Genomic DNA, 17441 nt, shown 5'->3' with positions numbered 1-17441 from the left:
CGCCGGCGAGGGGCGGGGGAAAGACCTCCACGACTCCCCACCCGGCCCTGCCCTCGGGCGCGGCCGAAACCTCCACCACCCCCCGCCCACCCCCGCCCGGCCCTGCCACCGGGCGGGGCACTCTTCCCCGCCCGCGCCCCACCCGCCCCCCGCCTGCCACCGTTCCCGCACAGCCTCCGCCCTTCCCCGGCTGGGCGTGCGGCCGTTTCCGTCCGGCTTCCGCCCCTCCCCGTCCGGGCCTGGCACCTTCCCCGTACGGCCTGCGCCTGCGCTCCCCTGCCTGGCCCCGCCGGTCGGTGGTGGATGGGGGATCTCCTATCCTGCATGCCGGGAAGGAGCGTGGATGAGCGACGTGATCGTGCCGGATCGGTCGGGGGTCGCCCTCGACATCGCGGGGGCGGGTGTCCGGGTGAGTGGCCGGTGGCTGCTGAGTGACATCGACTGGCGGGTGGAGTACGGCCAGCACTGGGTGATCCTCGGGCCCAACGGCGCGGGCAAGACCACCCTGCTGTCGGTCGCCGCGTCGGTCCGCCACCCCAGTACCGGGACCGCGACCGTCCTCGGCCACCGGCTCGGCCGGGTGGACCTGCGCGAGCTGCGCCGGCACATCGGCCTGGTCGCCGCCAGGGGGCTGGTCGACGAGGCCCTGATGGAGGAGGAAGGGGCCACCGCGCACACGGTCGTGCTGACCGGGCACACCGGCACCGCCGCCCCGCTGTGGGACCGGTACGGCCCGGCCGAGCACGAGCGGGCGCACCGGCTGCTGGCCGACCTCGGTTGCAAGGATCTCGCGGAACGACCGTTCGGCGTGTGCTCCCAGGGGGAGCGGGCCAGGATCCGGGTGGCGCGGGCGCTGATGGCCGACCCGGCGATCGTCTTCCTCGACGAGCCGTCGTCCGGGCTGGACCTGCCCGCCCGGGAGGACCTCATCGTCGCCGTCGAGGACCTCGCCGCCGCCAGGCCCGAGCTGACCACGGTCACCGTCACCCACCACCTGGAGGAGGTGCCCGCGACCACGACGCACGCGCTGCTGATGCGCGACAGCCGGATCCTCGCCGCCGGCCCTGCGGAGGAGGTGCTCAACGGCGCGAGCCTGTCGGAGTGCTTCCAGCGCCCCCTGCACCTCGACCGCGTCGACGGCCGCTGGTACGCCCGCGCCCTGCGCGTCTGACCCGCCCGAGCGCCACATCGGCGTCATGCCCGGGCGTCACGTCGGCGTCCTCGCGGCGCCACGCCCCGCCTCGGCTGGACGTGCTCGCGCGCCACGCCCCCGCCTCGGCCGGACGTCCTCGCGAGGCCACGGCCCCGCCTCGGCAGGACGTGCTTGCAACGCCACGGCCCCGCCTCGGCCGGACCACGGGGGGCAGTGGAGTGGTCCGGTCGTGGCGGGGCCGTTTCGACCTGGTCGTGAGCCTGGCGGGGGTGAACCGTCCCATGCCCTGGAGGTTCGTTCCGCCAGGCCCGGTCAAGGCGTGGTCAGTGAGCCGCCTTGAACTGCTCCTCCTCCGTGGAGCCGGTCAGCGCCGTGGTGGAGGAGTCCGGCGAGATGGCCGTGCTGACCAGGTCGAAGTATCCGGTGCCGACCTCGCGCTGGTGACGGGTGGCGGTGTAGCCGCGCCGCTCGGCGGCGAACTCCGCCTCCTGCAGCCCGACGTAGGCGGTCATGCCGTCCTCGGCGTAGCCGCGGGCGAGGTCGAACATCGAGTGGTTGAGCGAGTGGAAGCCGGCCAGGGTGATGAACTGGAACTTGTACCCCATGTGGCCCAGTTCGCGCTGGAACTTGGCGATGGTGGAGTCGTCCAGGTGCTGTCTCCAGTTGAACGACGGTGAGCAGTTGTAGGCGAGGAGCTGGTCCGGGTACTCCGCCCTGATCGCCTCGGCGAACTCGCGGGCCACGTCGAGGTCGGGGGTGGAGGTCTCCATCCACAGCAGGTCGGAGTAGGGCGCGTAGGCCAGGCCGCGGGCGACGCACGCGTCCACGCCGTTGCGGACCCGGTAGAAGCCCTCGGCGGTCCGCTCGCCGGTGGTGAAGCGCTGGTCGCGGGGGTCCACGTCGCTGGTCAGGAGCGTCGCGGCCTGGGCGTCGGTCCGCGCGATGACGAGGCTGGGGACTCCGCAGACGTCCGCGGCGAGGCGGGCGGCGTTGAGCGTCTTGACGTGCTGGGAGGTCGGGATGAGCACCTTGCCGCCCAGGTGCCCGCACTTCTTCTCCGAGGCGAGCTGGTCCTCCCAGTGCACGCCCGCCGCACCGGCGGCGATCATGCCCTTCATCAGCTCGAAGGCGTTGAGCACGCCGCCGAACCCGGCCTCGGCGTCGGCCACGATCGGCGCGAGCCAGTGCGGGGCCGAGGCGTCGCCCTCGGACCAGCTGATCTGGTCGGCGCGCAGCAGCGCGTTGTTGATCCGGCGCACGACGGCCGGCACCGAATTGGCGGGGTAGAGGCTCTGGTCGGGATAGGTGTGCCCGCCGAGGTTGGCGTCCGCGGCGACCTGCCAGCCGGACAGGTAGATCGCGTTGAGGCCCGCTCGCACCTGCTGCACTGCCTGGTTACCGGTCAGCGCGCCGAGCGAGGCCACGAAGTCCTCCGTCTGGAGGAGGCTCCACAGCCGCTCGGCGCCGAGCCGGGCGAGGGTGTGCTCCTCCTGCACCGAGCCGCGAAGCCTGATCACGTCCTCGGCGGTGAAGGTGCGTTCGATCCCGGCCCAGCGAGGGTCGGTCTCCCACTCCCTCCGAAGCTCCTCGGCTGCTCCCTTGAGGCGATCCATCATCAATCACTCCTTCGTCGTCCCCTGGGGGCCTGCTTCTCAGTTTGTGCAGATTTGCGAAGAGATAACAGCTTGGGATCGAGAAAGATGTCCATATTTTCCGTTATACGCAAGATGCGCCGGTCTTACCCTGTGAAGAAAGCCGAAGTTTTCGCTTTGGACTAGACCAATCTTCCGATGGGTGCGGCCATCGCCGGAGGGACGCTAGAAGATGGCACGAAATTTCGCTTAGGATCGTGTTATGGGATCCTTGGTGAGCGAAGAACCGCTGTCTTTGACGCAGGAGATCGACCTGATCGCCTTCGGACAGCGGCTGCGTCACCTGCGCAAGCAGCGCGGTCTCACCCTCTCCGACCTGGGCGGGCGGGTCAGCCGCGCGCCCAGCCAGCTCTCCCTGCTGGAGAACGGCAAGCGTGAGCCGAAGCTGTCGCTGCTCAAGGCGCTCGCCGCCGCGCTGAACGTCCCGGTCGAGGAGCTGCTGCGCCGGCAGGCGCCCAACCGGCGCGCGCAACTGGAGATCGCGCTGGAGGAGGCCCAGCGCGACCCGATCTACGCCGGGCTCGGCCTGCCCAGGCTCAAGGTCTCCGCCCGGGTGCCCAACGACGTGCTGGAGCACATCCTCGCGCTGTACGAGGAGCTGCGCGCCCGGCAGGCGAAGGGCACCGCCACGCCGGAGGAGGCCAGGGCGGCCAACGCCGAACTGCGCCGCAAGCAGCGCGAGCAGGGCAACTACTTCGTGGAGATCGAGCAGGCCGCCGCCGACGCGCTGGCGGCCGTGGGCTACCGCACCGGAGCGCTCTCCCAGGGCACGGTCCAGGCCCTGGTCGCGCACTTCGGCTACACGGTGCACACCGTGCAGGACCTGCCGCGCACCGTGCGGTCGATCACCGACCTGCGCAACCGCCGCATCTACGTCAAGCACGAGCAGCTCGGCATGCACACCCCGCGCACGATCCTGCTGCAGACCCTCGGTCACCTCACGCTCGGCCACCACCGCCCGCGCGACTTCGCCGACTTCCTGCGCCAGCGCACCGAGGCCAACTACTTCGCGGCCGCCGTGCTCGTCCCCGAGCGGGCCGCGGTGACCTACCTCAAGGAGGCCAAGCAGAACCGGGCGCTGTCGGTCGAGGACCTGCGCGACGTCTTCGCCGTCTCCTACGAGATGGCCGCCCACCGCTTCACCAACCTGGCCACCCACCATCTCGACCTGGTCTGCCACTTCGTGCGCAACGACGCCGGCGGGATCATCTACAAGGCGTACGAGAACGACGGCATCGTCTTCCCCGCCGACGAGCAGGGGGCGATCGAGGGGCAGCGGATGTGCCTGCAGTGGTCCGGCCGCCAGGTCTTCCTGTCCCCGGACCGGTTCTCGGTGCACTACCAGTACTCCGACTCGCCGACCGGGACCTACTTCTGCATGGCCCACGTCGACCCGTCCAGGGAGCGCGACTTCGCGATCACGCTCGGCGTGCCGTACCGGGAGTCGCGGTGGTTCCGCGGCAGGGAGACGACCAACCGGACCCGGTCGGCCTGCCCGAACGGCGACTGCTGCCGCCGGCCGCCCGCCGAGCTGACGCAACGCTGGGAGGGCTACGCCTGGCCCTCGGCGCGGGCCAACTCGCACGTGCTGGCCGCTCTCCCGCCGGGGTCCTTCCCCGGTGTGGACGAGGCCGACGTCTACACGTTCCTGGAGCGCCACGCCGGTCTGTGAACGGCGGGCCGGAAACGGCGCCAGCTGAGCCGCGGGACATTTCCGATCATGGCCGCGGCCCGGTTTCCGCGGAGGCGCGCGGGCGGAACGCCGTGCCGCGCGGGTGGTCATGCGTTCATGAAATTGACCACTTACTCGCCATATCACCTGCTATATAGATGATGACGCGGCTCATTCGGAAGAGATTGATATTGGCAGGGAACAACTCTTCGCACGGCATCGGGGCCCATGGGGCGTCCTGAGCGTGACCTCGATCCGGACCGGGATCCGCTGCACCGGTTCGCCTTCGAGCTCCGGCAACTGCGGATCGCGGCGGGCAAACCGAGCTACCGGGAACTCGCCAAACGCGCCTACTTCTCGGTGACGGCGCTCTCCGAGGCCGCGGGCGGGCAGGTCGTGCCGAGCCTTCCCGTCACGCTCGGCTACGTGGAGGCGTGCGGCGGCGACCGGCCGGCCTGGGAGGCGCGCTGGCGGCGGCTGCTGGAGGAGCTCGACGAGGCGGCCCCGCCCGCCGAGCACGACGCCGCGCCTCCGCCGTACCTGGGGCTGATGACCTTCCAACCGGCCGACGCGCGGCGCTACTTCGGGCGCGAGCGGCTCGTGGCGGAGCTCTCCGAGAAGCTCGCGCAGACCCCCTTCCTCGCGGTGTTCGGCGCCTCGGGGAGCGGGAAGTCCTCGCTGCTGCGCGCCGGCCTGCTGCCCGCGCTGCGGGCTGGGCTGGGCACGGCCGGCGGCGGCGCCGAGTGGCCCGCCGTCGTCATGACCCCGGGCGAGCACCCGGCGCGCGAACTCGGACGCCACCTGGGAAACCCGGAACACCCGTTCCCCAGCCTGCCCGGAGCCGGAGCCGATGCCGGAGCCGGAGCAGATGCCGACACCGACATCGATGCCGAAATCGGAGCAGACGCCGACGCCGATACCGAAACCGGAGCGGACGCCGATGCCGGAGCCGATGCCGACGCCGTCGCGGCGGCACTCGGGCGGCTCGTCGCCGGACGGCCGCCCGCGGCGCACGTGGTGATCGTCGTCGACCAGTTCGAGGAGGTCTTCACCGTCTGCCGGGACGAGAGGGAGCGCGCCGCCTTCGTCTCCGCGCTGCTCGCCGCGGCGAAGGAGCCGCGCGTCCGGGTCGTGCTGGGCGTGCGCGCCGACTTCTACGCCCAGTGCGCCGAGTTACCCGCGCTCGCGGCGGCGTTGCAGGACCACCAGATCCTGCTCGGCCCGATGGCGGAAGCGGACCTGCGCAGGGTCGTCACCGGCCCGGCCGAGCACGCCGGCCTCGCCGTCGAGCCGGAGCTGGTCGAGCTGGTGGTGGACGAGGCGCAGGGCCAGGCCGGGGCGTTGTCGCTGGTCTCGCACGCGCTGCTGGAGACGTGGCGGCGGCGCAGGGGGAAGTCGCTGACGGTGGCCGCCTACCGGGCCGCGGGCGGGGTGCGCGGCGCGATCGCGCAGACCGCCGAGCGGGTGTACGGCGAGTTGGACGGGGCCGGGCGGGAGATCGTCCGGCAGGTGTTCCTGCGGCTGACCGTCCCCGGCGACGGCACCGAGGACACCCGGCGGCGGGCGTGCCGCGAGGAACTGCTGAGCGGCGCGGACGGCGAGCCGGTGGCCGCCGTGCTGGACCTGCTCATCGCCGCCCGGCTGCTCGTCGCCGACGAGGACAGCGTGACGATCGCGCACGAGGCGCTGATCCGCGGCTGGCCCCGGCTGCGCTCCTGGCTGGGCGAGGACCGCGAGGTGCTGCGCGCCCACCGGCGGCTCACCGAGGCCGCGGCCGAATGGGAGCAGCACGACCGCGACGACGCCTTCCTCTACCGGGGAGCGCGGCTGGCCGCCTGGGAGGGGGCGCTGCCCTACCGGCTCAACTCGCTGGAGGAGGCGTTCCTCGCGGCCGGACACCGCCGCGAGGCCGCCGCGCGCCGGGCCGGGCGCAGGCGGGTGCGGCTGGCGCTGACCGGGCTCGTCTCGGCCGTCGTCGCGGTGAGCGTGCTGGCCGGGGTGGCCGCCGGGCACGCCAAGGAGGCCGGGACGCAGCGGGAGGTCGCGGTGTCCCGGCAGATCGCCGCCGAGGCGCGCAGCGAGCTGCAACTCGCCCCGGAACGCGGGCTGCGGCTGGCCAGGCAGGCGTACGCGCGGTGGCCGACCGCCGAGGCGGAGTCGGTGCTGCGGCAGGGGGTCGCCGACGACCATCTCGCCGGCACGCTCAAGGGCCTCGGACGGGTGCTCGGGGTGGCGTTCAGCCGCGACGGCAGCCGGCTGGCCGCCTCGACCGCCGACGGCCTGGTGCGGGTGTGGTCCTGGTCGGGGGACCGGGTGTCGGCCGACCCGCCGGTCGTGCTGCGCGGGTACGAGGGGGAGTTGTGGAGCCCGGTGTTCAGCCCGGACGGGCGCCGCCTGGCCGCCGCCGGGCTGGACGGCGCGGTCCGGGTGTGGGACCTGGAGGGCGACGCCGGCCCCCTGGAGCTCACCGGGCACCGCGGCCCGGTGTGGGCCGTCGCCTTCGCCCCGGACGGCCGCCGGCTGGCGAGCTCGGGGGACGACGGCACGATCCGGATCTGGGACGTCGCGGACGGCGGAACCGGCGAGGGCGAGGAGCCCGGCGGGGGCGAGGAGCCCGGCGGGGGCGAGGAGACGGGCGGGGGCGAGGGGACAGGCGGCCCGGCGGGCGGCGCCTCCGTGATCCTGCGCGGGCACGAGGGCGGGGTCATCGGGGTGGCCTTCAGCCCCGGAGGGCGGACCCTGGCCAGCGGCGGCCGGGACGCGACCGTGCGGATCTGGGACCCGGCGGGCGGGACGGAGCCGCGGGTGCTGCGCGGGCACGAGGGCCAGGTGAAGCACGTGGCCTTCGGTCCCGACGGGCGGCACCTCGTCAGCGCCAGCATCGACGGCACCGCCCGGGTGTGGCCGACCGGCGGGCAGGACGCCCCCCGGGTGCTGCGCGGCCACGAGGGCACGGTCGAGAACGTGGCGTTCAGCCGTGACGGCCACCGGATCGCCACCACCGGGGACGACTCCACGGTCCGCGTCTGGTCGCCCACCGGCAGCGGGCATCCGCTGGTGCTGCGCGCCCACCAGCGGGTGGTGTGGGGCGCGGCGTTCAGCGCGGACGGGCGGCGGCTCGCCACGGCAGGCGAGGACGGCACGGTCCGGGTCTGGGACCCGCGCGGGATGGGCGACGCGTCGGTGCTGCGCGGGCACGCGGGGTCGGCCTGGACGGTGGGGTTCGGTCCCGGCGGGCAGCGGGTGTTCAGCGGCGGCGTGGACGGCACCGTCCGGGTCTGGGATCCGGCCACCGGCGCGCATCGCACGCTGCGCGGCCACGAGGGCGAGGTCCTGGGCCTCACGGTGAGCCGCGACGGCCGCCGCGTCGCCAGCGCCGGGCGGGACGGCACGGTGCGGGTCTGGGACGTCGCCGGTGAGGAGGAGCCGCTGGTCCTGCGCGGCCACGACGGGGTGGTGTGGACCGCCGCGTTCAGCCCCGACGGCCGCCAGGTGGCCAGCGCGGGCATCGACGGCACCCTGCGGGTCTGGGACACCACCGGCGCGAAGCCCCCGCTGGTACGGCGGGCCGACGCCGCCCAGATCCGCTATGCCGCGTTCGCCCCCGGCGGGCGGCACATCGCCACCGGCGGCCACGACGGCACCGTCCGGATCTGGGACACCACCGGGGCGGCCCCGCCGGTGGTGCTGCGCGGCCACGAGGGACTCGTCTGGGCGGTGGACTTCAGCCCCGACGGCCGCCGGCTGGCCAGCGCGGGCACCGACGCCACCGTGCGGATCTGGTCCACCTCCGGGCAGGGCGCGCCGCTGGTGCTGCGCGGGCACCAGAACATGGTGTGGCACGTCGACTTCAGCCCCGACGGGCAGTGGGTGGCCGGGGCGGGGAACGACGGCGTGCGGATCTGGCGGGCCGACGCGAGCGGCCCGCCGATCGCGGTCGGCGGGTTTGCCGCCTCCGTGGAGGGGGTCGCGTTCGCGCCCGACGGCCGCAGCATCGCCTCCGCGCACGGCGACGGCACGGTACGGCTGTGGCGCTGCGACGCCTGTGAGCCGGTCGGCCGGCTGCTGCGCCGCGTGGACGAACGCCTCGCGGCGGACTGACCGCCCTTCCGTTACCAGGTTGAGAGGGCTTCTTGTCCTGAAAAATCCGATAACTGCCAGAAGGTACTGAAACAGGTTCTCGCTGCGAGCACGTCGAGTCCCGGCCCGGCGACCTGGGCACGGCTCTCGCCGGATCGCGGTGCGACCGGGCGTGACGTGAGGCCGGACGTGACGTGAGGCCGGACGAGGCCGGACGAGGCAGGACAGGGCCGGGCAGGACAGGGCCGGGCAGGACAGGGCCGGGCAGGGCTGGGCGGGGCCGGCAGGGCTGGGCGGCGGGACGAGGCGGTGTGCATGGCGGGCGAGCGTCGGTCCGTGTTGCGGCGTGCGCTGCAGATTCTGGACACGTGCAAGGACGCGGCGGCGGGCCTGAGCCTTTCCGAGATCAGCCGCAGGTCGGGCGTCCCGCTCACCACGACGCACCGCATCGTGCACGAACTGCACGAGTGGGGCGCGCTGGAACGCGACGACTCCGGCGACTACCGGATCGGGCTGCGGCTGTGGGAGGTCGCCGCGCTCGCGCCCCGGTCGGTGGGCCTGCAACGGATCGCGCTGCCGTTCATGCAGGACCTCTTCGAGACGACGCACCGCGGGGTGCACCTCGCCGTGCGGGAGCAGCACGAGGTGGTGTTCGTCGAGCGGTTCGTCAGCCCGGAGACGGCGGGCGAGCGCCCGCGGGTCGGCGGGCGCGCCCCCATGCACGCCACCGCCGTCGGCCTGGTGCTGCTCGCCTTCGCGCCGCCGGACCTCCAGGAGGAGGTGGTCAGCGGGCCGCTGGAGTCCTACACCTCGCGCACCTACGCGAGCGAGCGGGAGCTGCGGCAGGTGCTCGCCGAGGTACGGCGCTCCGGGTACGCGATCAGCGACCGGCAGATCAACCCGGACTACGCCTCGGTCGCCGCGCCCATCTACGACCCGGGGAACACCGTCGTCGCCGCGCTCTCGCTGATCGTGCCGTACACCGAGTCGCACGGGCAGAACCTCGCATACCTGGTCCAGGCCACCGCCCGGGGGATCTCCAGGGCCCTCGGGGCGACTCCTCGGCAAACTCGCCCGTACGCGTCTTCCGATATGCGGAAACGTGGGTAGCCGCTACGGCGATGTGGCGGGAATCTCATTTTTGTCAGCGATGGAGTGTGAAGCTGACCTGACCGAAACTAGGAGACAGACCGTGACCCCAACCCCCCTCAGCCGCCGGTCCTTCCTCCAGCGCTCCGCTCTCACCGTGGCCGCGGCGGCCGCGGGGCCTGCGTTCCTGGCCGGATGCGGTGCGGACGACGCCTCCGGTGCCGGCGACGGCGGGAAGGTCACGTTCCTGAGCTATCTCCCGCTGGAGACGCTGTCTCTGGCGACCGAACTGCTCGCCGTCGCCGGCGGTCACTTCAAGAAGCACGGGCTCGACGTCACGCTGCAGCCGGTCAAGGGCTCGCCGCAGGCCATGCAGACGCTCCTCGCGGGCATCGCGCCCATCACCCGCCTCGGCCAGATCGACGTCATGACGGCCGTCGCCGAGACCGGCCAGCCGCTGGTCAGCATCGGCACGCTCAGCCGCGGCTCGGCCCTGCGCGTGGTCTACAGCAAGAAGACCCACCCGCTGGCCAGGCCCGAGGACTTCGTGGGCCAGACGATGGGCGTCCCGTCCGAGGGCGGCACCAGCGACAAGGTGGTCTCGCTGGTGCTGGCCAACGCCGGGCTGGACCCGGCCCAGACCAAGCGCCAGGTCGTCGGCCTCACTCCGGGCACGTTCAACCTGGTGGAGCAGGGCCGGCTGGCCGGGTACGTCGTCAGCGTCGACACCGCGAACATCCTGACCGCCCAGAACCCCGACGTCGGCCTGTTCAACCCCGGCGAGACCGTCAAGTCCGACCTCCAGGTCTACGTGACCAGCAAGGACGCGCTGCAGAAGGACAAGGAGGTCCTCCAGGCGTTCATGGCGGGCATCCGGGACTCGCTGGCGGCGATGGTGGCCGACGAGTCGCTGGACGAGACGATCAAGCAGTTGCGCGGCCAGTACTCCTTCGCCACCCTCGACGACGACAAGATCGCCAAGGCGAGCCTGACCATGTTGCGCGACACCTGGACCGGCGGCGACGCGAGCAAGCCGCTGCTCGTCACCGACGAGGCGGCGTGGACCGCCGGGTACAAGGAGCTGACCGACGCCGGCCTCGCCAAGCCCGGCGGCGCCGCCGCCTCCTGGTTCGACAACAGCCTGCTCCCCACGGCCTGAGCCCCCGTCCCCCCGTCTGGGCACCAGTCCGCGCACGGGCCCGACGTATTCAAGGAGGTCAGATGCCCGCTCACAGCACAGAGACGCTTGAGCAGGACAAAGGCGCCCAGCGGGCGCCGCGGCCGGCCCCGGCCAAGCTCGAACTGGCCGGGATCGGCAAGGAGTTCCGCACGAAGCGGACCGTCACCCAGGCCCTGTCCGGAATCGACCTGACGATCGGGGACGGCGAGTTCGTCTCCCTGATCGGGCGGTCCGGGTGCGGGAAGACGACGTTGCTGCGCATGCTGGCCGGGCTGCTGAGCCCGTCCAGCGGGCAGATCCTCGTCGAGGGCAGGTCGCTCTGGAACGGCGCCAAGGTCGACTCCTCCGTGGTGTCCCAGCTCGGCGTGGTGTTCCAGGAGGCCAACCTGTTCCCCTGGTACTCCGTGGCCGACAACATCTCCCTGCCGCTGCGGCTGCGCGGCGACGGCAAGGAGGAACGCAGGGAACGCGCGCACGAACTGGCCGAACTGGTCGGCCTCAAGGGGTTCGAGAACTCCTACCCCAGGGAGCTGTCCGGCGGCATGCGGCAGCGGGTCGCGATCGCCAGGGCGCTGAGCATCCGGCCGAAGCTGCTGCTGATGGACGAGCCCTTCGGCGCGCTGGACGCGCTCACCCGGGAGCGGATGAACCTGGAGTTGCAGCGCATCGCGCTGGCCACGAACGCGACCGTCGTCTTCGTCACCCACGACATCACCGAGGCGGTCTTCCTCGGCGACCGGGTGGTGCACCTGACGCCGCGGCCGGGCCGGATCCGGCAGGTCAGGTCCATCGACTTCGACCGGCCGCGCAGCATCGACGTGCAGACCGAGCCGGCGTTCGGCGCGATCGTCCGCGACCTGCGCCACGCGCTCGACGAGGAGGGGTGACCGATGAACCGGGAACGCTCGAAAAGGCTGCTGCCGTGGATCAGCACGCCACTGATCCTCATCGCCTTCTTCGTCGCCTGGGACCTGTTCGTCCGGATCAACGACGTCTCCGAGCTGGTGCTGCCGCCGCCGCTGACCGTGTTCGAGAGTCTCGTCGAGGTGGTCACCGAGGCGTCCACCTGGGAGCACGCGCTGGTCACCGCCACCGAGACCATCGGCGGGTTCCTGATCGCGCTGGTGTCCGGGGTCGCCGTGGGCGTCGTGCTCGGCAAGGTGGCCTGGCTGGAGAACAGCCTCCGCCCGCTGATCGTCGCCTCCCAGGTCGTGCCCAAGGTGGCGCTGATCCCGCTGTTCGTCATCTGGTTCGGCTTCGGCATGACCTCCAAGGTGATCATGTCGGCGATGCTGGCGTTCTTCCCGATCATGCTGAACGTGCAGCTCGGCGTCCGCTCGGTGGAGGCCGGCCAGCGTGAGGTGATGCGCAGCCTCAACGCCAGCAGGTGGCAGACCTTCCTGCACCTGGAGCTGAAGAGCACCATGCCGTACGTCTTCGCCGGGCTGGAGGTCGGCATCGTCTTCGCGATCATCGGCACGATCGTCGGCGAGTACCTCGGCGGCAGCGAGGGGCTGGGCTACCTCGTGGTGCGCACGCTCAACGAGCTGGACGCCCCCGCGCTGTTCGCCGTGATCATCCTGCTGTCCGTGCTGGGCCTGCTGCTGTACTTCGTCGTGCACGGCCTCAAGCGGTTCTTCATCCCCTGGCACGAGTCGGTCTACGGCCAGCAGGACGTGAACCGGTGACCCTGCGCAGCAACCTGCCCCCGGGAAGCCCCCGCTGGGCCACCAGGCGCGCCCAGTGGCACGCGCTCGGGCTGGGCGAGGAGGACCTCGTCAAACCCAAGATCGCGATCGTGAACTCGTCATCCGGGCTGGCCCCCTGCTTCAGCCACCTGGACCCGATCGCCGCCGCGGTCAAGGAGTCGGTCCGGGCGGCCGGCGGCGTCGCGTTCGAGGTGCGCACGGTCGCGCCGACGGACTTCATCATGGCCGCCGGCGGCGGTGGCGGCTACGTGCTGTCCAGCCGCGACCTGCTGGCCGCCGACGTCGAGGCCGTGGTGGAGGGCGCCCAGCTCGACGGGATGGTGTGCCTGGCCTCCTGCGACAAGACGACCCCCGGCCAGCTGATGGCCGCCGCCCGGCTCGACGTGCCGGCCGTGGTGGTGCCCTGCGGCTACCAGAGCAGCGGCGTGCTCGACGACGGCGAACGCGTCGACATCGAGGACGTCTTCCTGCGGGCCGGGCGGCTCAGGTTCGGCGGCATCACCTTCGAGGGCCTGTGCGACCTGAGCGACCGGGCGATCACCGGGCCGGGCGTGTGCACCGGGATGGGCACCGCCAACTCGATGCACATCGTCGCCGAGGCCCTCGGCATGACCGTCCCCGGCGCGGCTCCGGTGCGGGCGAACAGCGAGCCGATGTGGCGGGCCGTGCGGGCGAGCGGCGAGGCGATCGTGGCCGCCGTGCTGGCCGGCCGCACGCCGCGCTCGATCCTCACCCGGGCCGCGTTCGGGAACGCGGTGATGGCGGTGCTCGCGGTCAGCGGCTCGATCAACACCGTCAAGCACCTCCAGGCGATCGCCCGCGAGGCGGGCACCGACGTGGACGTGTACGCGCTGTTCGAGAGGTACGCCGACACGATCCGGCCGCTGGCGGCGGTGCGCCCCAACGGCGAGGACACCATCGAGGACTTCGAAGACGCAGGAGGCGCGCTCGCGGTCCTGGCGCAGCTCGGCGGCGTCCTCGACGCCGGGGCGGTCACCGTCACCGGGGAGAGCATGGGGGAACGCCTGGCGCGGGCCGCGGCTGCCGGCGTCGTCCGCGACGAGCGGGTGATCCGGCCGCTGTCCGACCCGAAGGCCGCCCACCCGACGGTCGTGGTCGTGCGCGGCTCCCTCGCGCCCGGTTCGGCGATCGTGAAGCTGTCGGCCGCAGAGGACCGGGCGATGACCTTCGAGGGCACCGCCCGCGTCTTCGGCGACGCGCCCTCCTCGATCGCCGCCGTCGAGGGCGGCCTCGTGCGGCCGGGCGACGTCCTGGTGCTGCGCGGGCTCGGCCCGGTCGGCACGCCGGGCATGGGCATGGCCTCCCAGACCGTGTTCGCCCTCGACGGCGCCGGCCTGACCGGCCAGGTGGCGGTGGTGACCGACGGGCAGCTGTCCGGACTGGTCAACAAGGGCGTCGTCGTCGGCGAGGTGCAGCCGGAGGGCGCGCTGCCCGGCCCGCTCGGCGTGGTGGCGGACGGCGACCGGATCGCCATCGACCTGCACGAAAGGCGCGTGGACCTGCTCGTCGAGGACGCGGAGCTGGCCCGCCGCCAGGCCGGGCGCGCGCCGCACCACGTCCCCGGCGGGGAATCCGGCTGGCTTCCGGTCTACGCGCGGTCCGTCGAGCCACTCGCTCGCGGCGCCACGCTGCGCGGCAACGACCTGCCCGCGACCCGCGCCTGATCGACCACACCAGGAGTAGCAATGCCTCACCCGCTCACCGAGCTGAAGATCAATACCCTGACCAAGCCGGGAGGAGATCCGGCCGAGGAGCTGACCGCCGACGTCTGCGTGGTCGGCGCCGGCATCGCCGGCCTGTCCGCGGCCGTGGAGGCCCGCCGGCTGGGCCGGTCCGTCGTGCTCGTGGACGCCCTGCCGGTGCTCGGCGGCCAGTGCGTGAACTCGCTGATCGGCCTGTTCTGCGGCGTGTACGGCAACGGCCCCGCCTACCGCAGGCTCACCCACGGCATCTTCGACCCGATGTTCGAGGACCTCGCCAGGACCGGCGACATCCACTTCAACCGGACGCACACCATCACCGTCGCCTACGACGAGGTGGCGCTGAGCCGGTGGATCGAGAACCTCGTGCACGAGCTGGGCATCCAGGTCGTGCTCGGCTCCTCGGTGCTGTCGGTGGACGCGGACCAGGGCCACATCCGCTCCACCACCTTCGCCTCCCGGCACGGCCTGGTCCGGGTGCGGGCCACCGGCTTCGTGGACGCCAGCGGCGACGCGTCGCTGACCTGGGAGGCCGGCATGCCGTGCCGGGTGCCGGAGCGCACCGTGTGGGGCTCCCAGCAGATCCGGCTGGAGAACCTGCGCGAGGAGTTCAGGCCGGAGCCCGCCGAGCTGGCCGCCAGGGTGGGGGAGAAGGCCGAGGAGTACGGGCTGGTCCGGCGGGACGGGCTGGCGTTCTTCTTCCCCGGCAGGAACACCGCCGTGATGAACATGACGCACGTCGAGGCGCCGCTGTCGGCGGTCAGGGCGGCGCGGGCGCAGCTGGAGGGGCGCGCGCAGGCCGACCGGGTGGTGGAGTTCCTGCGCAAGGAGTTCCCCAGGGCGTTCGGCGAGGCGAAGGTGCGCCTCTACGGGTTCCCCGGCCGCCGGCAGACCCGCTGGATCGCCGCCGAGCACCAGCTCACCGTGGACGAGGTCAGGTCCGGGTTCCGGTTCGAGGACGCGGTCGCCCGCACCGCGTGGCCCATCGAGCTGCACGACCGGATCGAGGGCTACGTGTGGGAGACCTACGACGCCGACCACGTGCACTACGTGCCGCTGCGCAGCCTGATCCCGATCGGCGCGCACAACGTGGTCGCGGCCGGCCGGTGCGTGGACGGCGACGCGGCGGCGCTGTCCAGCGTCCGGGTGATGGGCCCCTGCGCGGCGATGGGCTTCGGCGCGGCGCACGCGCTGGACCTCGCCGGCGAGGGCAGCGTCCGCGAGGTCGACCCCGCCGAGCTGCGCGCCCGGGTGCACGAGAACGTCGACAGCTAGGAGGCGCGATGAGACTCGCCGACGACGAGAAGGCGATGCTGGACGGCGCCGAGGGCCCCGCCGTGGCCGCCGCGATGGACCTGCTGGTCAGGTACGGCGAGGCGCTGGGCGCCGCGCGGCTCTGCGACACCCGCAACGTCGCCGGCACCATGACCCAGCCCTCCCCGGTCAAGGCGCGGCTGGTCCGCGAGCACGGCTGGGACAAGGCGTTCTCGGTGATCAACCTGGACAGCGACGGCGACTTCCCGATGCCGCGGATGCGGGTGCCCATGTGCCAGCTCCAGCACGGGTTCGGCGACGACGCGCTCGGCGTCGCGCCCTACCCGGCGGAGATGGTGGCCCTCCAGGGCGACGCGGAGGCGTTCTACGCGGGCCACGGGGTCAACATCCTCGCCACCTGCACGCCGTACCAGGTGGGCAACCTGCCGGTGCGCGGCGAGCACGTGGCCTGGATGGAGTCCTCGGCGGTGGTGTACGCCAACTCGGTGCTGGGGGCGCGGACCAACTGCGAGGGCGGCGCCTCGACCGGCGCGGCCGGGCTGACCGGCAAGATCCCGTGCTGGGGCAACCATCTGGCCGAGAACCGGCACGGCACCCATCTCATCGAGGCGGGCGTGCCGGTGGAGGGGTTCCTCGACTGGGGGATGTTCGGCTATTTCGTCGGCGACGTCGTACAGGAGAACCGGCCGGTGGTCACCGGCGACCTGCGGCAGCCGGACCTCGCCGACCTCAAGCACTTCGGCGCGGCGACCGCCTCCTCCGGCGGCGTGGAGCTCTACCACATCCCCGGCGTCACCCCCGAGGCGCCGACCCTGGAGGCCGCCTTCGGCGGGCGGCCGGTCCCGGAGAAGGTCACGTACGGCGAGCGGGAGCGGCGCGCGGTCTACGAGACCCTGAACAACCAGGGGGAGTCCGCCGACGTGGACTTCGTGCTGCTCGGCTGCCCGCACGCCTCCCTGGACCAGATCGCCCGCGCGGCCCGCGCCCTGGAGGGACGCAGGCTCCACCCGGGCACCGAGCTGTGGATCATGACGCCGCGCGCGCTGCGGTCGGTGGCGGACCGCAACGGCTACACCGAGATCATCCGGCGGGCGGGCGGCCAGGTGCTGACCGACTCCTGCCCGGCCATGTCGAGGTCGGCCCCGGAGGGCACCCGGGTGTTCGCCACCGACTCGGCCAAGCAGGCGCACTACCTGCCCGCCATCCTCGGCATCGAGGCGTGGTTCGGCACCCTGGAGGAGTGCGTCGACGCCGCCGTCACCGGAACCTGGCGAGGGGAGCTGCGATGACCTTCGAACTCCGCGGCCGCGGCATCGTGCCCGGCCGCGCCGAGGGGGAGGCCCTGGTCTCCAGGGAGACCATCTCCGGCTGGGGCGGCATCGACCCGGCCACCGGCACCGTGATCGAACGCAGGCACGAGCTGTTCGGCGTCTGCTTCACCGGGAAGGTGCTCGTCTTCCCCGGCGCCAAGGGCTCGTCGGGCTGGTCGGGGTTCTTCCAGAGCACCCGGCTGCTCGGCACCGCGCCGCTCGCCATGGTGTTCACCACGCTGTCCACGAAGTCGGCGCTGGGCGCGGTGGTCACCCGGGTCCCCGCCGTCTCCGAGCTGGACCGGGATCCGGTCGAGGCGATCCGCACCGGCGACTGGGTCGTCGTGGACGCCGACAGCGGCGTCGTCACCGTCACCTCGCGTTAGACCGCGCACGCCCTCGCGCCCCGGCCCCGTCGGCCGGGGCGCGACGCGTTTCCCGGCGGTGTCCGGCCGCTTCGCGCGACCGCGTACGGATCACGTCAATTCTGAGCGGGAGTTCGTATGAAACCCGTCAAGAGTGACAAAAACTCCTCGATCTCCGGCTTTGCTGGTCTTGTTGCTGCCCGTCTTGGGCACGCGAATGACATCTGTCCGGATA

At 72.7% G+C, this 17441-nt stretch carries 12 protein-coding genes; 11 read left to right on the top strand and 1 reads right to left on the bottom strand.

Annotation, left to right across the window (positions count from 1 at the left end; all coding sequences use genetic code 11):
• Positions 1 to 343 precede the first annotated feature (343 nt).
• Positions 344 to 1171 (top strand): ABC transporter ATP-binding protein, encoded by an 828-nt coding sequence (locus QSK26_RS21815; protein WP_285777064.1) that lies wholly within the window; start codon positions 344 to 346, stop codon positions 1169 to 1171.
• Positions 1172 to 1476: 305 nt separating this feature from the next.
• Here QSK26_RS21815 and aceA read toward each other — a convergent pair whose 3' ends face one another.
• Positions 1477 to 2769: an isocitrate lyase gene (gene aceA, locus QSK26_RS21810; RefSeq protein ID WP_285777063.1), complete on the bottom strand. Its 1293-nt coding sequence runs from the start codon at positions 2767 to 2769 to the stop codon at positions 1477 to 1479.
• Positions 2770 to 3007: 238 nt separating this feature from the next.
• On the opposite strand from aceA, the gene QSK26_RS21805 reads away from it, so the two are divergent.
• From QSK26_RS21805 to QSK26_RS21760, 10 genes are all read left to right on the top strand, one after another.
• Positions 3008 to 4477 (top strand): XRE family transcriptional regulator, encoded by a 1470-nt coding sequence (locus tag QSK26_RS21805; protein WP_502888730.1) that lies wholly within the window; start codon positions 3008 to 3010, stop codon positions 4475 to 4477.
• Between the two features lie 228 nt (positions 4478 to 4705).
• Positions 4706 to 8578 (top strand): WD40 repeat domain-containing protein, encoded by a 3873-nt coding sequence (locus QSK26_RS21800; RefSeq protein WP_285777062.1) that lies wholly within the window; start codon positions 4706 to 4708, stop codon positions 8576 to 8578.
• Between the two features lie 315 nt (positions 8579 to 8893).
• On the top strand, positions 8894 to 9667 hold the full coding sequence (locus QSK26_RS21795) for an IclR family transcriptional regulator (protein ID WP_285777061.1): 774 nt from the start codon (positions 8894 to 8896) through the stop codon (positions 9665 to 9667).
• Between the two features lie 82 nt (positions 9668 to 9749).
• The gene (locus QSK26_RS21790) at positions 9750 to 10805 is read left to right on the top strand and encodes an ABC transporter substrate-binding protein (RefSeq protein ID WP_285777060.1); all 1056 of its coding nucleotides are present in this window, start codon (positions 9750 to 9752) and stop codon (positions 10803 to 10805) included.
• 62 nt (positions 10806 to 10867) lie between these two features.
• Positions 10868 to 11713, top strand: coding sequence for an ABC transporter ATP-binding protein (locus QSK26_RS21785; RefSeq protein ID WP_285777059.1), 846 nt, complete (start codon positions 10868 to 10870; stop codon positions 11711 to 11713).
• A gap of 3 nt (positions 11714 to 11716) precedes the next feature.
• A complete protein-coding gene (locus QSK26_RS21780) occupies positions 11717 to 12514 on the top strand; it encodes an ABC transporter permease (RefSeq protein WP_285777058.1) in 798 nt (265 codons plus the stop codon).
• A complete protein-coding gene (locus QSK26_RS21775; protein ID WP_285777057.1) occupies positions 12511 to 14220 on the top strand; it encodes a dihydroxy-acid dehydratase in 1710 nt (569 codons plus the stop codon). The genes QSK26_RS21780 and QSK26_RS21775 overlap by 4 nt, the downstream gene beginning before the upstream one ends.
• A 21-nt stretch (positions 14221 to 14241) precedes the next feature.
• Complete coding sequence (locus QSK26_RS21770) at positions 14242 to 15531, top strand: FAD-dependent oxidoreductase (RefSeq protein ID WP_285777056.1); 1290 nt, start codon at positions 14242 to 14244, stop codon at positions 15529 to 15531.
• A gap of 8 nt (positions 15532 to 15539) precedes the next feature.
• Positions 15540 to 16820, top strand: a complete 1281-nt coding sequence (locus QSK26_RS21765) for an aconitase X (RefSeq protein ID WP_285777055.1) — start codon at positions 15540 to 15542, stop codon at positions 16818 to 16820.
• Entirely contained in the window at positions 16817 to 17227 is a 411-nt protein-coding gene (locus tag QSK26_RS21760; RefSeq protein ID WP_285777054.1) for an aconitase X swivel domain-containing protein, read from the top strand. The genes QSK26_RS21765 and QSK26_RS21760 overlap by 4 nt, the downstream gene beginning before the upstream one ends.
• Positions 17228 to 17441 lie beyond the last annotated feature (214 nt).

This window comes from Microtetraspora sp. NBRC 13810 (genome assembly GCF_030268685.1).
Classification (GTDB): domain Bacteria; phylum Actinomycetota; class Actinomycetes; order Streptosporangiales; family Streptosporangiaceae; genus BSRQ01.
Note: the sequence above shows the minus strand (reverse complement) of the source record. Positions and strands in the feature narration are given on the sequence as shown.

Coding starts and splice junctions, on each gene's coding strand:
- QSK26_RS21815 (WP_285777064.1), top strand. CDS start 344: ATGAGCGACGTGATCGTGCCGGATCGGTCGGGGGTCGCCCTCGACATC.
- aceA (WP_285777063.1), bottom strand. CDS start 2,769: ATGATGGATCGCCTCAAGGGAGCAGCCGAGGAGCTTCGGAGGGAGTGG.
- QSK26_RS21805 (WP_502888730.1), top strand. CDS start 3,008: ATGGGATCCTTGGTGAGCGAAGAACCGCTGTCTTTGACGCAGGAGATC.
- QSK26_RS21800 (WP_285777062.1), top strand. CDS start 4,706: ATGGGGCGTCCTGAGCGTGACCTCGATCCGGACCGGGATCCGCTGCAC.
- QSK26_RS21785 (WP_285777059.1), top strand. CDS start 10,868: ATGCCCGCTCACAGCACAGAGACGCTTGAGCAGGACAAAGGCGCCCAG.
- QSK26_RS21780 (WP_285777058.1), top strand. CDS start 11,717: ATGAACCGGGAACGCTCGAAAAGGCTGCTGCCGTGGATCAGCACGCCA.
- QSK26_RS21770 (WP_285777056.1), top strand. CDS start 14,242: ATGCCTCACCCGCTCACCGAGCTGAAGATCAATACCCTGACCAAGCCG.
- QSK26_RS21765 (WP_285777055.1), top strand. CDS start 15,540: ATGAGACTCGCCGACGACGAGAAGGCGATGCTGGACGGCGCCGAGGGC.
- QSK26_RS21760 (WP_285777054.1), top strand. CDS start 16,817: ATGACCTTCGAACTCCGCGGCCGCGGCATCGTGCCCGGCCGCGCCGAG.